This is a genomic window from Ruminobacter sp. RM87, from assembly GCF_000701925.1.
GTDB classification, from domain to species: Bacteria; Pseudomonadota; Gammaproteobacteria; order Enterobacterales; family Succinivibrionaceae; genus Ruminobacter; species Ruminobacter amylophilus.
The window spans coordinates 3,340-21,379 of the sequence record NZ_KL370839.1; the positions used below are offsets into that span (position 1 = coordinate 3,340).

The 18,040-nt window shown below is 43.6% G+C and carries 10 protein-coding genes and 1 pseudogene; 4 read left to right on the forward strand and 7 right to left on the reverse strand.

The features are described 5' to 3' along the window. Window positions 1-1,094 precede the first annotated feature (1,094 nt). Entirely contained in the window at window positions 1,095-3,209 is a 2,115-nt protein-coding gene (locus tag T489_RS0113245; protein ID WP_051622180.1) for a TaqI-like C-terminal specificity domain-containing protein, read from the reverse strand. Window positions 3,210-3,624: 415 nt separating this feature from the next. Between T489_RS0113245 and T489_RS0113250 the strand changes: the two genes are divergently transcribed. Then, window positions 3,625-6,993, forward strand: coding sequence for a mechanosensitive ion channel domain-containing protein (locus tag T489_RS0113250; RefSeq protein ID WP_198020495.1), 3,369 nt, complete (start codon window positions 3,625-3,627; stop codon window positions 6,991-6,993). A 272-nt stretch (window positions 6,994-7,265) separates the two neighbouring features. Next, window positions 7,266-9,041, forward strand: a complete 1,776-nt coding sequence (locus T489_RS0113255; RefSeq protein ID WP_084155540.1) for an AAA family ATPase — start codon at window positions 7,266-7,268, stop codon at window positions 9,039-9,041. Between the two features lie 387 nt (window positions 9,042-9,428). Here T489_RS0113255 and T489_RS0113265 read toward each other — a convergent pair whose 3' ends face one another. The 5 genes from T489_RS0113265 to T489_RS0113295 form a co-directional block, all read right to left on the reverse strand. Beyond that, window positions 9,429-10,316, reverse strand: a complete 888-nt coding sequence (locus T489_RS0113265) for an IS66 family transposase (RefSeq protein WP_051622181.1) — start codon at window positions 10,314-10,316, stop codon at window positions 9,429-9,431. Next, window positions 10,316-10,693 (reverse strand): hypothetical protein, encoded by a 378-nt coding sequence (locus T489_RS0113270; protein WP_031580475.1) that lies wholly within the window; start codon window positions 10,691-10,693, stop codon window positions 10,316-10,318. Before T489_RS0113270 ends, T489_RS0113265 begins: the two co-directional genes overlap by 1 nt. A gap of 82 nt (window positions 10,694-10,775) precedes the next feature. Further along, the gene (locus T489_RS0113275; RefSeq protein ID WP_031580476.1) at window positions 10,776-11,618 is read right to left on the reverse strand and encodes a DNA adenine methylase; all 843 of its coding nucleotides are present in this window, start codon (window positions 11,616-11,618) and stop codon (window positions 10,776-10,778) included. Window positions 11,619-11,765: 147 nt separating this feature from the next. Beyond that, window positions 11,766-12,026, reverse strand: coding sequence for a TIGR03905 family TSCPD domain-containing protein (locus tag T489_RS0113280; RefSeq protein ID WP_031580477.1), 261 nt, complete (start codon window positions 12,024-12,026; stop codon window positions 11,766-11,768). 272 nt (window positions 12,027-12,298) lie between these two features. Next, the gene (locus tag T489_RS0113295; RefSeq protein WP_031580478.1) at window positions 12,299-13,483 is read right to left on the reverse strand and encodes a pyridoxal phosphate-dependent aminotransferase; all 1,185 of its coding nucleotides are present in this window, start codon (window positions 13,481-13,483) and stop codon (window positions 12,299-12,301) included. Between the two features lie 249 nt (window positions 13,484-13,732). Between T489_RS0113295 and rimO the strand changes: the two genes are divergently transcribed. After that, complete coding sequence (gene rimO / locus T489_RS0113300) at window positions 13,733-15,055, forward strand: 30S ribosomal protein S12 methylthiotransferase RimO (protein ID WP_369791985.1); 1,323 nt, start codon at window positions 13,733-13,735, stop codon at window positions 15,053-15,055. A 292-nt stretch (window positions 15,056-15,347) separates the two neighbouring features. After that, window positions 15,348-17,651, forward strand: a complete 2,304-nt coding sequence (locus T489_RS0113305; protein ID WP_198020497.1) for a clostripain-related cysteine peptidase — start codon at window positions 15,348-15,350, stop codon at window positions 17,649-17,651. Window positions 17,652-17,778: 127 nt separating this feature from the next. On the opposite strand, the pseudogene T489_RS15570 reads toward T489_RS0113305, so the two are convergent. Continuing rightward, window positions 17,779-18,040: pseudogene (locus tag T489_RS15570) on the reverse strand (hypothetical protein); the annotation flags it as partial.

An 18,040-nucleotide genomic window follows, 5' to 3' on the forward strand; every position in this document is an offset into this window, starting at 1 on the left:
GTTCATCATGAACTGTTCGAACCCTTGACTTACATGTGTGTGTTTTAAAATCGTCGCTCTTTCTTTTACGTCCCTGTAAAATCAAGCGGTGTTTCCGGAACATCCATGTTCCTGGGTCATATCGTGAATACATCCTGTATTTCAGTCATAACCCGTACAGCGTTCGAGGTAGCATCTTGCTTTGAGACATCCTTGTCTCCCTCAACAGTTTCTATTGTAGATACAGCAGATCTTTAAATAATTGATTCAGATCAATAAAATTTTGATTTAAAATTTCTGTAAGCCTTGTGAGACATCGCTTGAACCATTGAAAATAAAGGGATTATGAAATTATTGTTATTCAAATTACGAGAATAACGTTTTGTGCAATGCTTACAATAATATGGCAAATGTCTCACACGAAGGTAGGATAAAGCCTTTTTTCGACGAGAAAACACTCAGGAACAGGCCTTGTTTTTAAGGCTGTAAAGAGATTGATATCTGGGCCGGACCAGAGATGAGATACAGCCAGACTGATTATTAAGTGTCATGAGAGAAACTCAGAGATTAATTTATGAGTAATAGTGCAGTGACATCGGAAGATAAATCATATGTGCGGACATGAGCGCAGGGTGGTTGCCGTAAGCAAAAAAACTGTCAGAACTTCCTGTCCTAACAGCATATGAATTCTTTAATACTCTCAATTTAAGATTAATCCGAAATCCTTTCGGTAAGTCTTCAGATGGAACATCCGTGTTCCAGACCGGCATCTTGCCTGTAAACATCCTGTTATCAGGCATCCTGCCCTTAAAGTTAAGTTATCCGGCGTCCTGCCATTATCAGACTTCCATGTCTTCCTTAACCTGTTTTAATTGTATATTTTGGGAAAATTAAATTTAATGATTAATATCACTATTTCAGCTTTGCAGAATATCATCATGAAAAATTTTTATGAGGTAAAAGCCCTGTTTTCAAGGCTTGTAAGTTGTTTTTAAAATAATATGACAAAAAATGAAAAACAGTTTTACTCTCACACGACTATGGCAAATATCTCACAAAGTGTGAGAAAAAAATACTCACACAGATGATTTACCATGAAAAAAAAGAGGTTTTTGTCAGAGTGTACAGTCTTTTTCGGTAGCTTCTCTGATAAGTGCGTACTGCTTTCTGCTGAGACCGTACAGATTTGCTATGTGCAGGTCCAGTTCGTCATAGAGAGCTTCTCTGTCTTTACTGTCTGTGTCTGTAGATAAAACCTGTTTTTCCAGATACGGAGTGGATTCAGGCTGCAGATTATCCATATTCGTAAGCCTGAGCACCAGAGCTCTGATAACGGCCTGCTCATCATCGCTGATTTCAGGCAGCGGGAGGGCTTCCAGATGAGAACGGAGCACTTTACATGAATTGAAGCTGTGCCAGAAGTAGAACTGCAGAATACGGGAATTGAGCAGGGCCAGAACGCACATGATATCCAGTTCACTGATATCAGGTATGAGAATATTTGCACTGTTCAGGGTAAGAACCTGTCTGTTGTCGTAGGCAAACGTCAGTCGTTTGCTTATGAAGCGGTAGATAAGCTTTTCCTTTGTTCTGAAAAATTCCGGAGCGCAGCACTGCTGGAATCTTTCCGGACTGAATTCAACGTAGTTTCTGCCGGTTTCATAGCCGTACCTGCTGATGTCAGTTCCGCAGATAATCGGTTCACTGGCACTGCTTCTCGGAGCAGGGGACAGGAGCTCCCTGTTATTGCCGGTGACAATCCCCAGAGCAAAGGATGCATGATCCTTAAGGGTATATCTGCCGCATCTGCTGATCTGTCTGATTATCTCGTATTCACTGTCATCCAGATTAAAGCTGAAGCCGTCAGAGGTTACAGGGCGTTTTCTGCCGATGACGAATTCGCGCTTTGGGGTTCTGATAATCATCCCTCTGGTATTGATTCCCTTACTGCTTTTGGAAAGCTTCAGAATAATGGCCGGGCACTGCACGCCGTCGAAAACGTCACCGATATATTCAATTTCGCTGATATTGGTTTCCTGCATAATCAGCTCACGTACGTTCTTATGCGATTTGACGTTGAGCAGAGCCTCGGGCACGACGAAGGACAGTGTGCCTTCAGGCTTGAGTTCCTTTATCGCTTCCTCAATGAACAGCTCGAAGGATTCAGGATGACGGCATTTGCCCGCACAGATGAAGTTTTCCCTGATGAATTTTTCCTCTTCTTCACTGAATACGCTTCCCCATGGCGGATTGCCGAGAATACAGTCGAATTCGCCCAGTTTGAAGATGCTGGTGAGGTAATTGGAGATCTGCAGATGTGATTCCAGCATTTCTGCTGATACCTCAGGGTATTTCAGTGCCATACTGATTCTCGCCAGTACAATGGCTGTTTCGTCCAGATCATTTCCGTAAATGTTGTTGAATGGAATATCATCAGGAAGCTGCATCAGGAAGTTTCCGGTACCGCAGCACGGATCTATGAATGCCTTGTCATGATAGTTTCCGTCGGCTATAAGACTGTTTACCGCCCTGACCACCACATCTGTCGGAGTGTAATAAATGCCGTGAGCCTTTCTTCTGCCGAGGTTCTGACAGGATATGTACAGAAATCCCAGCGTATCAGCCTGGTTTTCCTGATGAAAGTCCTGATAGAAGAGCTCAGGATAGTTTTCAAGATCAATCATGGCTCTGTTAATGTCTTTCGGAAGCAGAGGGTCAAGCAGTCTGGTGAATCGGCCGAGTTTTATCCGTCTGCCTAGTACCAGCTCGAGAACGGATTTGTCGAGTCTTTCAGCTTCGGCAACGGCTGAAGTGATTTCCGGGGCAGCCTGCTGGCAGATAAGGCTTACCGCCGCACCGGTCAGTATGGTGCGCAGAAGTTCATCAGTCACCTCAAGGTCTTCGTCAGTGAGAAAATTTGAAATGCTGACAACCGGCTCAATGTTGGCAGAATACTTGGGCAGATAGGCGACATAAAGCTTGCGACCGCTGGAAAGTCTTTTGTTTCTTCTGGACTTCAGAGCAAGATCCTGTTCGTTCAGATCTTTTTTCAGCTGTTCAACATAACGACGGCTGAATCCCTGTTCCGATTTGGTTATTTTACCGAGTCTCAGCCAGTTTGAGCCGGTGGCATAGGAGATGGACAGTTCTCTGCAGAGCTGCACGAGATTAAGGTATTCATCATTGTCAGATTCAGGAAACAGGGGGTATTGAGGATATATGTTTTTCATGTATTAAAAAGTAGCTGCTGTTATGGTATGCGGTATATTCTGTTGCGACCGGCTGAACTTAAATCAGTCATCATACATTAATTGTTATTAATGGCGCCCGGATGTAAAAACCGCCGGGCGAATTATATAATACAATCGTACCCAATTCACCGGCATTTGGCAATGTTTCGCGGATTTTATTAGCCGTGACTGAACGACGTGGCAGCTGTCTCCGACGGAATTTATGAATTAACGGTCCGGTAATGCCTTTATATGCCTCAGGCTGATCATCTTCATATGAATTTTTGATATAATCGCTCAGGTGTTTTTTTCTTTTATTTCATGTTTTCGTGAAAAAAAGAAAACTTGTTTTCGTTAAAAATTTAATCTACGGTATTTTCCTGAAAGACATTTCGGGATGAATGAATCAGATATCATGAGATACATTAAGTTATTTTCTTTTTTCAGCATTCTTCTGTTTGCTGCATCCATAGCTTACGCTTCCGTGGTGGAAGACGTGAATGAATCCGATCCGTCAAGAATAGGCGTGACGGTTACCGAAATTGAAAACAGGGTAAAGGCCCTGAGTGCAAAGGAAAAGGACGGAACCATCGGTTCAGAGGAACAGTCAAGTCTTGATGATTACCGCAACATTCAGGAAAGCAATAAAATAATTATTGATACCAATGCCAAGTTCAAGAGAATTGAAGGCTTTGTAAATCTGGATCTGAACAATAACAAATACCTTAAAGAACACAACGAATTCTTTAAGGAACTGGAAAAGGATCGCAAGACACTCAAGAAAATAACCAGTCAGGATCTGGTTCTGCTGATTGCAAAATACACCGCAAAACGCGATTCATTCAATGCCGCATACAAGAAATTCAAATCTTATCACGACAATTCCAACAACTATATCAAGGACGCTACGTCAAAGGTCGGCGAGCTGTCAAATCTGATTCTTGAAAACAACATCAAACTCAAGGAAACGGATGTTTCTATCAACGAGTCACAGTACCTGAGTCTCAAGGCCCTCAATACCAGATATACCAGTGAAATCAACATGATTCAGTTCGTGCTGAACAACAGTGAGATTTCATACAAGAACATGACCTATATTCTGGGACTCAAGCAGGAAATGGCTGAAGAATGTTCAAGATTCCTGGACGGTCTGGTGATTCTTCAGAATGATCTGCGCAAGAATGAGCTTCAGGAAACCAAGGAGCTCGTGGATGAGGTTGTAAAGAATTCAGGAGAACATCCGGCACTCTCCATGCTGTCAAATGAAAACAACCAGCTCCAGAATCTCATTGAAGAGGTTAATGACGAAAACAACGAGATTGTATCCGACAATAATCAGCTCCTTAATCTGATTGAGGAGGCAAAGAAGTTTGATTCCGACATTGACAATCAGATTCATTACTTCAAGGGATCTTTCTATCTTGCCAAGATTCTGTCCGATCCAACGCATCTTTACAGAAAGTTTGCCATGCCTGATAACTTTGTGGACAAGACTTCTGAAAGACAGATGCTGCAGTACACAAACAAGACCAAGTTGGATTCACTTGATGTATTCAGCAGGGAAATCTGGCAGAAATACAGCAAGGATTTTGAAGAAAACAGAGAACTTGAGGCCCTGGTTGACAAGAACATCAAAATTCGTGAAAGACTGATTACTGAACTGAATACACTGCTGAACAACTATACCCGCAATGCCATCAATCTGCAGATCAACAATGAAAACTACACCAAGCTTCAGAACAACCTGCGTCTGAAGACTGATAATGCCATGTTCTGGAATCCTTCCAATTCAGGCATATCAAAGAGATGGTTCAAGGAACTCCGTACCAAGAGGGATAACGGTGAGCTTTTCTATGCAAAGATAATACATTCCCTGTATTTCAAGCATCCGTCCTCAGGAGAAATCTTCAGAATTCTGATGCTTATGATTTTCCTGTCAGTTGTTATTTATTTCTGTGGTATTTTCAGGGAAAAGAAGGAAGAGCTCGGCAAGTATGCCAACAAGATTTCCAAAACAGGTTACATGGATGTGCCAATCTGTCTGTTTGCGGATTTCATGGCAGGTTTCAAGTTTGCAGTGATTACCTTCATCGTGGGTTATATTCAGGTGTGCATGGTGGGGGTTTCTGGTTCTGAAGATTCCATGATTCACGGTGCACTGATTTACGTGGTTCTGTCAATATCCCTTCTTGTCGGAGTATCCGTATTCTTTTCCAAATTCTATTCGGCCGGCGGCGTGAATGAAAGATATTTCGGAATACCGTACAATCAGAAGATCTACAAGAGCTTCATGAGAATATTTTTCGTAATCTGCGTTATCGGTTCCATTGTGCTGTGGAGAACTCTTTATCCGAAGATGTTTTCCGACGACTATGTGGGACAGTTCATTACCATGGTGCTGTCAGCATACATTGCTTATGAATTTATCTACATGTTTGTCGTCAATTATAAGAATGAGGAATTCCTGCTCCGCAAGAAGTTTGCCCTGGCCATAGCCATAGGCACTTGTCTGTCTCTGGTGGTGATAACCTACATGGGGTACTACTATTCAAGCGTGCGAGTTTATGAAAAGTTCATAGTCTCACTGTATATCGTGCTTACATATGATCTGCTCAGAAGCCTGATTAAACGTACCATCAAGGTGGTGGCAAACAAGATCAGACTGAAGCAGAAAATGGCTGAAATGGAACAGAACCGCAAGAAGGCTGAAGCTGAGGGAGTTGAAGCCGGTTCTGAATCTCCGGAAAATATAGATGACTATATTCTGGATAAGTCCTCAGTAATGAACACCTTTAAGATCAGTGAGCAGGCCGTAAGCATTATTGATAACATCTTCGTGCTGCTGCTGGTGATTATTCTGTATAAAATCTGGGGTGATCTGCTTACCGTAACCAGCTATCTGAAGAATTATATTCTCTACAAGGTGGGTAGCGGTGATGCCGGACGTGCCATAACCCTGTTTGATTTTATGCTGGTGTTCTATAACATCGTGCTGGCCACGGTGCTGGTCAAGAACCTGCCGGGTGCGATTCAGGTGTTCATTCTCAACAGGTTCGCATCTCTGCAGAAGTACAGTTACTCAGTAACCACCATCATTTCCTATCTGCTGATAGCCTTCAGCGTACTGTTCTGCGCTTCAAGTCTCGGTATAGGGTGGGACAAGGTTCAGTGGCTGGTGGCGGCTCTCTCCGTAGGTCTGGGTTTCGGTCTGCAGGAAATCTTCGCCAATTTCATATCAGGTATTATCATCCTGTTTGAAAGACCTGTCCGTATAGGTGACATCATCACCATTAACGATCACAGCGGTACGGTTTCGAAGATACGTATCAGAGCAACCACCATTGTGGACTTTGACCTGAAGGAATACGTGATTCCAAACCGTTCACTCATTACCAGCTCGCTGACAAACTGGACCTTAAGAGATACCGTGACCCGCGTGGTTATAAAGATTGGCGTCGGCTACGGTTCCGACATGGATGAGGTAAAGGCTCTGCTTTATGAAATTGCCGATAGAAATCCGTATGTGGTGAAGGTTCCTAATCCTAAAGTCTATTTCATGGAATTTGCCGACAGTAATCTGAACATTGATTTCTATCTGTATACCAGCAAGATTGCAGACAGATATCCGTGTATTGATACCATCAATTCAGATATTCTGAAGACATTCCGTGAACATGACATAGAAATCGCCTTTAATCAGATGGATATCTTTGTCAAGAATCTTAAGGACGGTACTGAAGCCAAGCTTGAAACCATTGGCGGTGATGCCAGACCGAAGGCTTAGCAGTATCAGACGCGGCTGGCACCTGTCAGGTACCGGTACTGACGGAAAACCGTTACCCGCAGGGGTAACGGTTTTATTTTTGAAAAAAGAAATTAAAAGGTATGCGTGTAAGCAATTAGGGTTATTCATTTTTAAATACCCCAATTGCTTACACGCATACGTTAGTTTTAGTTAAAGTTTAACAGTATCTCACTGAGATTATTTAATAGATGTGCTAGACTAGACTCCATGAGTAGCGTGTTAGTCGGTGTTGGAGTCAGAGGATGGACAGAATGTTAAAGTCTATAGGTATCGGGGCAGAATTATTTCATAAGCTTATTGAAAATGACTGCTATTACGTCGATAAGACTCCTTTTATCAGAACCGTATTTCAGGAAAACAAAGCGGACGTAATGCTTATCACAAGACCAAGACGTTTCGGAAAAACCCTTACCATGTCCACCTTCTATGATTTTTTGGCTCTTAATCCAGAAAATCCCGGTGACGTGTCACGTCAGGAAAACTGGTTTAAGGACACAAAAATCTTTGAGGATAAGGAATTTTGTGCCAAATACATGGGAAAGTTTCCGGTTATTTTCATTTCCCTGAAGGCTGTTTCCGGGAATGATTTTGCGGGAGCCTACGATCAGTTGGGTAGTGTTGTGTTCGGAATGTACAACTCCTTCAGCTACCTTGCAGAAAGTCCTAAACTCAACGATGCCGAAAAGGATATTTTTAAAGAAATAGCCTCCGACAATAATTTTATCCGCAACATAGAGAATAAAAACAAAATAAAGGATTCATTAGGCAACCTGCTGATGTTTCTGTACAAGCATCACGGGGTTAAGCCCGTTCTTCTTATTGACGAATACGACGTTCCAATCGCCAAAGCTGCCTATAACGATTACTACCGGGAAATGATTGACATCATCAGTTCGTTCTTAGGTAATGCCTTAAAAACCAATCTTTACCTCGGCAGAGCCGTGCTTACCGGCTGTCTGAGAGCCGCCAAGGAAAGTATTTTTACCGGGCTCAACAATCTAAAAATCTGTTCAGTTCTTGATACCGGTAAGGATGATATTTCTCAGGGAATTGGTTTTACTGAAAAAGAGACTGGGGAGGTACTGTCTTACTATGGTCTTACCGACTATTATGAAGAAGTAAGAAGTAACTACGACGGATATTATTTCGGAAAAAATCACATGTACTGCCCGTGGGACGTAATGTCTTTCTGTGATGACAACCATGAAAAGCTTGGTGAGGACAGAAATCTCATTATTGCGGACAACTACTGGATAAACACCAGCGGTAACGACGTAATCGAAGAATTCATGGGTTTTATAGAACCTGAAGACGTCGATAAAATGCAGGATCTTCTGGACGGCAAATCAATTACCATGGAAGTAAGAACCTCTCTGTGCTACGGTGATTTAAAAAATCACGATGTAAAAGATTTCTGGACACTGCTGCTGTACACCGGATATCTCACCTTTGATCCGCAATACAAATCTGCCAAAAAAAACGAATACAGACTGTATATTCCAAATGAGGAAATAAGGGACTGTTTCAAATCGAAGATTATGGATTTCTTTGAAACCAATCCAGACATGAAAAACAATACCAACGAACTGGTAAAAGGTTTGTTTGAAGGAGGGGCCGAAACCGTTGAGAACTGCCTTAACGGACTTTTGGAAAAATACGTGTCCATCAGGGATTTCTCCGTCAATGCCCCAAAGGAAAACTATTACCACGGATTTATAAATGGTTTATTGGCCGGAAGTACATCACTAATAGAAGAGCAGAGATCCAATTTTGAATCGGGAAACGGATATATTGATTTGATAATAAAGTCTCTGAAGAGCAGAGGCATTATCGTAATTCTGGAACTGAAGCAGATTTCTAATGAAAATGAAGACAAGGTACTGATTGCCGAAGGGGCTATTGAGCAGATACTTCAAAAGAAATATGCCGATCCGTATATTAAAAGAAACGATATCAAGGCAGTTATCACATACGGCATATGTTTCTGTAAAAAGGAATGCGGTGTTGCATGTAAAAAACTGAAATAACCCCTAAATAACATCGGAAAAGCCTTATTTTTCAAGGGATTGAGCCATGTTTTTCATAATCATGCAAAAAAACTGATCATAATCATGATTTTTCCTCCTCCAAAAATCGTATCAAGCCCTTGATTTACAACATCTGAAGGCGTGTCGGAAACGAGGTCAAAATTTGCATGATAAGTGTCACTTAGTATGCGTGTAAGTAATTAGGGTTATTTAAAATTGAAGCTCACTGTGTTACACCGCAGTGAGTTTTTGATGTTGTAAAGGTTTAGTCCTCGGAAGCTGTTTCAGCCTGACGCAAGTCTTCCAGATTATTTGACCTGCAGTCTGCGGGAACCTTGTCTGACCACGGCAGAAGATGACTCATGTTGCTGAGTACGCTCTTCGGTCTTACAGAACTGATTTCCGTAAGAAGCCATTCAAGATATTTGTACGGAGCCATTCAAGATATTTGTACGGAGCAAGGCCGTTTGCTATCGCTGTCTGGATGATGGTGTAGTATCCGGCACTGACATCGGCTCCGTTCTCCGTGAAGTTAAATAAGAAGTTCTTTCTTCCCACGGTAAACGGACGTATTGAGTTCTCAGCATTATTATTGCTGACATCACAGTTGCCATCATCAAGGAAGTTCATAAGTTCATGACTTCTGTCCAATACGTACTGTACCCCCTGACTCAGGCGGCTCTTCGGAAGACAGCACCGGGCATCCTTTATCCCCTGACAGAAGTTAAAGAATTTATCCAATATCGGCTTTGTTTTTTTCAGACGCAGTGCTCTGACCTTTTCAGGATCCCGTATTCCGAAACCGTCAACACAGCAGAGGTTTGCTTCTTTCTCAATTACAAATACCTGATCCAGCAGCTTCACTGCTTTCGCTGCCAGTAATGTTTCATTGTTCTGCTTGTCTTTGGCCAGTTTTAGAATGTCGGCGAAGTGCCGTCGGGCATGTACCAGACATTCACATCTTATAATTTTTCCCCGACTTTCTCTTACGGTTTTATCGTATCCCGTATAACCGTCAGTATGCAGATATCCTTCAAATCCCTTAAGGAACTTCAAAGGATAATCGCTGCTCCGTCCGCATTCGTGTTTAAAATACCTTATCTGATGCATCCGGTCTTTTCGGATTCCGCAGAACAGGAAAGCTGAGTTACTGCAGGGTTCAAGTTTAAATTCCGTAGTAATTTTGTTTACCAGACCGTTAATTCCCATGCGCATGTCCGTTTTACCGCAGGCCACGTAAAATTTATCTATTCCGGGAGTTATTCTTTCCAGCATCAGACAACAACCTCCAAAATCCGCAGTAACAGTTCTGAATGAATTCCGTTAGAAATACTGAGTTTTGCACCCGAGGTCAGTTCTATCTGACATACGATGGAATTATCATGCTCTTTGGAGGTATGAACAGTCGGAGCTGGAGGCACTTCAATCATGAAAAATGAACTGCCTTCAGTGTTATCATCAGCAGACGGTTCTTTACATTTAGCGGAACAACCGCTGATAAGACCAATTTCTCGTAACCTGCTAATCCTTTTCAAATAGGTCTTATACGAAATGCCATGCTCATGAGTCCATTGGGTGGCACTCAATCCACTGTTCTGCTGTTCATAATACTGATTCAGCCACTGCTGATGCCTTGGATGTGTTTTAGTCATAAGATTATCTCCGTAAAATACGGAGACATCTTAAAGTGTTGGCATTGGAAAATGAATAACCCTAATTGCTTATACGCTTACATTAAAAGCCTGTTTTGTAGCTGGTGATAATTACTTCCGCCCCCTCGCGTTTTGAGGCGTCACGGTTGATTGCTCTTCTTACGCTGGTTTCTTCGATTTCAAATCCCTGATAAAGTTCGTGCACCAGGGGAACATTGTTGTTGGTAAGCATAACCAGAACTCCTTTCCGTGCCAGACTGTCGGCAAGACTTGCCAGTCTTACGTGGTCTTCCTTCAGAAAACCTGTTTTGGTGTAGTCGGTAAAGTTCGCGGTATCGCTTACGGGAACGTATGGAGAGTCAAAGTATACGAAATCCCCGGCCCTGATGTCGCAGCAGGCTTTTTCAAAGTCACCGCAGCGGATGTCTATATTGGCATTCCTGAGATAGGTGCCGATGTTCCGGAGATTTTCCGCATCTATGGATGTGCCTTTGACCCTGTTGTTGTAGGGAACGTTGAACAGACCTTTGGAATTAACCCTGTAAAGACCGTTGAAACAGTGTTTGTTAATCCAGATCATCAGGGCCGCGCATTCGGTGTCGAGGATGCGGTTTCTGATTTTGTCGTTGTATTTTTCACGCTGGGCAAGGTAGAACTCCGTATCACATACGGTTCCGTCCAGTTCATTTACGGCCGCGATTACGGCTTCAGCATCAGTTTTAAGCTGCATGTAGGCATTTAAAAGCTGTTCGTTGGTGTCGCTTACCACGGCCTGTTCAGGCTGAAGTCCGAGAAGCATGGCGCCTCCGCCGAGAAACGGTTCGTAGTATCTTTTATACGAATCAGGCATTCTCAGTTTAAGGCGATCAAAAAGCTGTCCCTTGCCGCCAGCCCATTTTACAAAAGGGAGTGTTTTTAATGTCATGGATTAAGTTTCTTAAGTATCTGTGGAATGATGGACTGCTTATACATGCTGCGTGCTGAAAAGGTAAAAAAACGTCGTTGAAAAACGGCGTAAAATCAGATTTTCCGTGGATCCCGAAAGACTTCGGGATCCTGTCGGGCAGAATTGTTAAAGACCTGAAAGAGCGCAGGCTACTGCCTGGGCAAGCTGGTCGGCGCAGGAGGTACCCTTGTTGCCACAGGTGTTTCCTGAGCACTTGGCCACAACGTCTTCAGCCTTCATGCCTTTAACGAACTTGGAAATCATTTTTAAATTGCCGGGACAGCCGCCGTAAAATACAACATTGTCCAGGGTATGAGTATTCTCATCGATGTCAAAGGAAATAACCTTGGCGCAGACACCGGCGGTATTATAGTCGATATGCTTCATCTGAAATAATCCGTAATGATTGATGAAATGATGTTTACGGCAGGGTAGAATCCATGGAATGTCCTTCCGGCCGAAACGCCAAAAATTCTCATTTTTTTCTGAGACTGAGTGGATTGTATCATTTTTTGCGGAAAAAGTTGAATATGTCAGCTCACGATTCTTACAGTGCTGATAAAAAAGCTGACAGACGCGGTAAATGCAGTCTGTCAGCCTCTGTGACGGTACCCGGGAACTTTAAGGGTACCGTTTTACGTTTCTGAATTCCGGAAAGACTATCTGTAGCTTTCAGCCAGAGCCTTGAATGCCGGCATTGAGTTTCTGATGGTATCCGCAGATACGCAGTAGGCGATACGGACGTAACCAGGACAGCCGAAGTCATCGCTAGGAACCAGAAGCAAATCGTATTCTCTTGCTCTCATGCAGAACTTGTTGGCATCTTCTTCAAGACACTTTACGAAGAGGTAGAAGGCACCGTCCGGACGAACGCATTCATAGCCGAGTTCTGAAAGTCCGTTGTAGATGAGCTCTCTGTTGGCTGCGTACTTGCTGAGATCGGAGGTTAAAGGAGCACACTTGGTGATAACGTGCTGGAACATGGTCGGAGCACAGATAAAACCGAGTGAACGGCCTGCACCGCATACGGCGGCGTAAAGCTTCTGCCAGTCAGGCATCACGTCAGGCACGAGAATGTAGCCGATACGTTCACCTGGAAGGGAAAGTCCCTTACTGTATGAATAGCAGATAATGGAGTTCTTATAGTAGTGAGTGATGAACGGAGGCTTGCAGCCGTAGGTGATTTCACGGTAAGGTTCATCTGAAATGATGTAGATAGGGTGGTTGTATTCCCTGCTCTTTTCTTCAAGAATGGCAGAGAGTTCCTTAATCTGTTCTTCGCTGTAAACCACGCCGGTAGGGTTGTTCGGAGAGTTGAGAATAACCGCTACGGTTTTTTCGTTAATCATCTTTCTGAAAGCTTCGAGATTGAGATCAAGCTTAGGGAATGATGCCGGAACCACGCTTATCTGAGCTCCCATTGATTCAATGAACACGCGATATTCGGTAAAGAACGGAGCAAATACCATTACGTTCTGATCATCGCGGTCGATGATTGATCTCAGGGAGATTGTCAGTGAAGCCGCGGCACCGCAGGTCAGGTAGACGTTGTTGCCGGTGAAGCTGGTGTTGAATCTTCTGTTCAGATCGTCGGCAATGGCCTGTCTGGCTTTAGGATCACCCTGTGCTGAGGTGTATCCGTGAACGGCTGTAGACGGTCTTACTTCCAGAAGTTCTTTTATGCGGTCTGCAACTGCTTCAGGAGATTCAACGCTCGGGTTGCCGATACTGAAGTCAAAAACCTTATCTTCACCGATTTCGGCCTTTCTCTTTTTGCCGTATTCAAAAATTTCTCTGATAACACTGCGGCGTGAGCCGAGTTCATACATTTTACTGTTAATCATAATAGTACACCTCATTAGACTTTTGCATATTCTACTCCTCTTGACTGAAAAATAACATCTATTTGCCGGTATGCCGCCGTATTGTCAGCAATACAGACAGTTAATCACTGCCGGTATCCCGTAAAACACCTTTATTTCCCCCGGATTTACAGGTGTTTTCAGGCTTTGAAAGATGTGCGCGAGAGTGTAATTTTTCAGGGCAAAACCGTAATTTGATGTATAATGGGCGCAGATTGTCAACAGGTGGGAATTATTATGACTTCAGCAAACATCAGAATCGGCTTTATTTCTCTCGGCTGTCCGAAAAACCTTGTGGACTCCGAGAATATAATCACTTTACTCATGGAATCGGGATATGAGGTAAGCGATACGTACGAAGGAGCGGATGCTGTCGTTATCAACACCTGCGGATTCATAGAATCATCAGTTACCGAATCCATGGAGGTTATCGGAGAAGCTCTGCAGAAGTGCGACAGAATCGTGGTTACCGGATGTCTGGGCCCGAGAAGGGATTTTATTCTGGAACATTATCCTCAGGTAAAGGCCGTAAGCGGTCCGCACAGTCCGAAGCAGGTTCTTCACGATATCAATCAGCTGTTCCCGGAACACCGTGCATGTTCACGCTTCAAGGTTCCTGAAGGCGGTATTCTGCTGACTCCGAGTCATTATGCCTATCTTAAGATTTCCGAAGGATGTTCACACCGCTGTAGCTTCTGCGTGATTCCTCAGATAAGAGGGGATCTGGATTCATTTTCACCTGAAGCAGTGCTCAGACAGGCTGAAGCATATGTGAAGAGAGGCGTAAAGGAACTTCTGGTTGTAGCTCAGGATACCTCAGCCTACGGCATGGACAAGAAATATCCCGGATTCAGAAACTATGATCGCGGAGATCTTTATGCTCTTACCAGGGAAATCGGTAAACTCGGTGTATGGCAGCGAGTTCATTATGCCTATCCTTATCCACATGTGGAAAAACTGGTGGAGCAGATGGCTGAAGGTCTGGTTCTTCCTTACATGGATGTACCGCTGCAGCACGTCAACAAGCGTATTCTCGGCCTCATGAAAAGACCGGGTTCACACGAAAAGAATCTTGAAACCATTAACAGATGGCGTTCAATCTGTCCTGAACTCACCATCCGTTCAACCTTTATCGTGGGATTCCCGGGGGAAACCGAGGAAGAGTTTACCGAACTTCTTGATTTCATAAAGGAAGCAAGACTGAACAGAGTGGGTTGCTTTACCTACAGTAATATTCTGAATGCCGCCGCCAATGAACTTCCGGGACAGATTCCTGAAGAGGTCAAGCAGGAACGTTACGACCGCTTCATGACTCTGCAGCAGCAGATTTCCACCGAGCTTCTGGCCGCTAAAATCGGGTCTGACGCGGATGTGATTGTTGATGAGGTCAGTGAACAGGGAATCGTCGGCCGTACCAAGGGTGATGCTCCTGATATCGACGGGGTTATATTCCTGCATCAGAAGGATGATTTCTCTCCTGTAGCCGTAGGTGACATCGTGAAGGCGAGAGTTACCGCCAGCGATGAATATGATCTTGAAGGTGACATCATTTAGGGAGCAGGTATTCTCAGAAACTTAAGTGATCAATTTCTGGGTCCATACTAAATCCCGGGGGATTTTTTTAGTTTCCGTTTTTCCGGAGGCATATCCGGAAATATTATCCATCGGATGCGTAAATTCTAATCTTATTTGTGAAGTTTATGGCAACAGTGTTTAGGCGGTCAGAGAAACACAACTTCAATATGGTAAAATCAGCGTCGCTGATATCTGTGCATTTTCTGAATTTTCTGATTTATCCGGACTTTCTGAAAATGCATATTATTTTTTTATGATTACTGGTTTAATTATGAATTTTTTTAATTTTAGAAGAGTGTTTTCCGCACTGATGTTGTGTGCCGCGATTCTTGCATATCCGGCTGTCAGCCAGGCTGCAGAAAAACAGAAAAGTGAATGGCTGATATATCTTTATCTCGTGGGCAGTGACCTTGAAACCAAGGGGGCGGCCGCTTCAGAGGACCTTGATGAAATCATGAGTGCCAATCCGGGGAAAGACGTACGCATACTCATTGAAACAGGCGGTTCACGCAAGTGGCATAAAAACATTTCCAACAAGGAGCTCGGCAGATATACCATTGAGAAACAGAAACTTGTTAAGCTCGGTTCTGTTCCGAACGCTCCGATGGGTGAGGCTGAAAACTTCACCGATTTCATCAAATGGGGTGAATCAAATTACGAAGCAAAACACAGAATGGTCATTTTCTGGAACCACGGCGGCGGTCCTACCGGCGGTGTGGGGTATGATGAAAACTTTGAAGATTCATTCCTGAAAATGGATGAGGTCAACGGTGCCATGCTGGATGCCTTCGGTGAAGATTCTGCCAAGTTCTTCGACATCATCGGCTTTGACGCCTGTCTGATGGCCAACTTCAACGTGGCTACATTAATGAGTCCTTTCGGCAGATACATGGTGGCTTCTGAAGAAGTGGAACCGGGTTACGGCTGGACCTATGATCAGTGGGTCGGCATGCTGGCAAAGAATCCTAAGATGACTCCTCTTGAGGTAAGCAAGGCAATAGTAGATACCTATATTGACTATACGTCAGAAATGGATATCGAAAGCACCACTCTTTCAGTTATCGATCTTGATAAGTTCCCTAAGCTTGCTCTGGCCATGATGGATTTTTCCAATTCAGTGGGAAACAAGGTTATAAATAACAGAAAGCAGCTGAATTTCATGGAACGTGTGGCTCAGAATGACGTTCAGTTATACGGTTCCACCAAAAAGCAGCCTAACTGCGCGGAAAGTGTGGATATGGCTGAGTTTGTGGATGCAATCAGCGGATACGACAAAAAAAATGCCGAAAAGGTACTGAATCTTATCGACGAAACCGTGGTCTACAAGAAAAACGGTGAATACCGTTCAGGTGAAGGTCTGGCAATGTACTATCCTATAAGTAAGGATACCGAAAAGTATGCTTCATTTGTTGATCACAGTATCAATACCAGCTTCTCCAAGGTATACGGCAGCGTGATGAACGTTCTCGATGATGAGCTTCTCGAAGTTCTCAATGAGTATCAGGACAACGGTACAAACTACATTAATTATCTGGCTCAGATGGACCTTTCCGGTGAAGAGGGTTCCGACGAGGATGAAGATTCAGATGACAGTGATGCCGCCGCTGATACGGATGAAGAAGACGATGATTCATCTGATGAGGATGAAGATGAGGATGAAAATGAAGGTTCTTCCTCAGAAAGCGGCAGCGGTTCTTCTTCCAGCGCTGTTATGGCAGGTCTCGGGAGCGTGCTCGGAAATCACAGTACATCTGCCCAGTCATCAGGCTCCAGTCTTTTCGGTAACCTGTCACAGGCTATTCAGACTTCAGCAGGCAAGAGGGAAGTTGATGAGGCTTTCAAGAGCATCGAAGACATCGCTCCAAAGTTCAACAAGAACGGTCACAGCTATGTGACTCTCTCAAAGGAACAGCTTGATTCCGTCAGCCGTGTGGATATTGCCCATATGCTGATCATGCTTCCTGAAAAGGAAATTCCGGAAGGTGTCATGATTGCCCTGGGTATGGATGAAACACTGAAAGCCGACTGGGACAAGGGCGTGTTTACGGATACCGTGGACAATACCTGGATCTGTCTTGACGGAGAACCTGTTTCCGTCAGCGTAACCAACTCAACCGCCGACTACATTTTCTATGAAAGTCCTATTAAGCTTAACGGTGAAGACTACATAATGGAAATCATCTACAGCCGCAAGAATAATGACTACAAGATTATCGGTCTGCAGTCATACAATGATGATGGCCTGCCTGAAAGGGTGAATACCCGTCTCAAGCCTGGTGACAAGATCGTTCCTGTATTTACCGTCTATACCCTTACCGGAGATAACGATAAGGAAGTTGAGATGGAAATGGATGCCATTGTGTACAAGAAGGATTCAAAGATTACCAGAGAATCCATGGGTGAAAACAGTGTGGCCTTCACCTTCATGTTCTATGATGCCGCAGGCGATAATGTTTCATCTGACATGCTCCATATGTCAGCCGATGACAATGACAACATTATCCTGAAGCCTCTGGATACCTTCCTTGAAGAGAATTCAGAACAGCTGATTAAATACATGAAGGATGATGAATAACGGAACCTAAGGTATTCCGATAATCCTTAATGAAGCCCGGTATCAATCAGTTCTGATGCCGGGCTTTTTTACCCGAGTTTGATACTTAATCGGTGACAAACCCTGTATTTAAGCCAAAAACGAGCTTTTAAGGTGTTGTGTACATCGATTTTAGTATTTTTGAATGATAGCGGTTTAAATCTTCAATCCTCACATATCTGGAGTCAAATTTGATCCCCAGGATTTTATCCAACTCATCCACTACAGACTCTCTTTTGTTCAATGAATATATGTCCTTGGACAATTCTGTTGCCATAGCAGAATTTAATCCGTCTATTATTTTCCTGCCGGAGTACTGATGTTTCAATCTGAGCTCAAGCATTCTGAGCATGGTGAGAGAAATGAAACAG

Coding starts and splice junctions, on each gene's coding strand:
- T489_RS0113245 (WP_051622180.1), bottom strand. CDS start 3,209: ATGAAAAACATATATCCTCAATACCCCCTGTTTCCTGAATCTGACAAT.
- T489_RS0113250 (WP_198020495.1), top strand. CDS start 3,625: ATGAGATACATTAAGTTATTTTCTTTTTTCAGCATTCTTCTGTTTGCT.
- T489_RS0113255 (WP_084155540.1), top strand. CDS start 7,266: ATGTTAAAGTCTATAGGTATCGGGGCAGAATTATTTCATAAGCTTATT.
- T489_RS0113265 (WP_051622181.1), bottom strand. CDS start 10,316: ATGCTGGAAAGAATAACTCCCGGAATAGATAAATTTTACGTGGCCTGC.
- T489_RS0113270 (WP_031580475.1), bottom strand. CDS start 10,693: ATGACTAAAACACATCCAAGGCATCAGCAGTGGCTGAATCAGTATTAT.
- T489_RS0113275 (WP_031580476.1), bottom strand. CDS start 11,618: ATGACATTAAAAACACTCCCTTTTGTAAAATGGGCTGGCGGCAAGGGA.
- T489_RS0113280 (WP_031580477.1), bottom strand. CDS start 12,026: ATGAAGCATATCGACTATAATACCGCCGGTGTCTGCGCCAAGGTTATT.
- T489_RS0113295 (WP_031580478.1), bottom strand. CDS start 13,483: ATGATTAACAGTAAAATGTATGAACTCGGCTCACGCCGCAGTGTTATC.
- T489_RS0113305 (WP_198020497.1), top strand. CDS start 15,348: ATGAATTTTTTTAATTTTAGAAGAGTGTTTTCCGCACTGATGTTGTGT.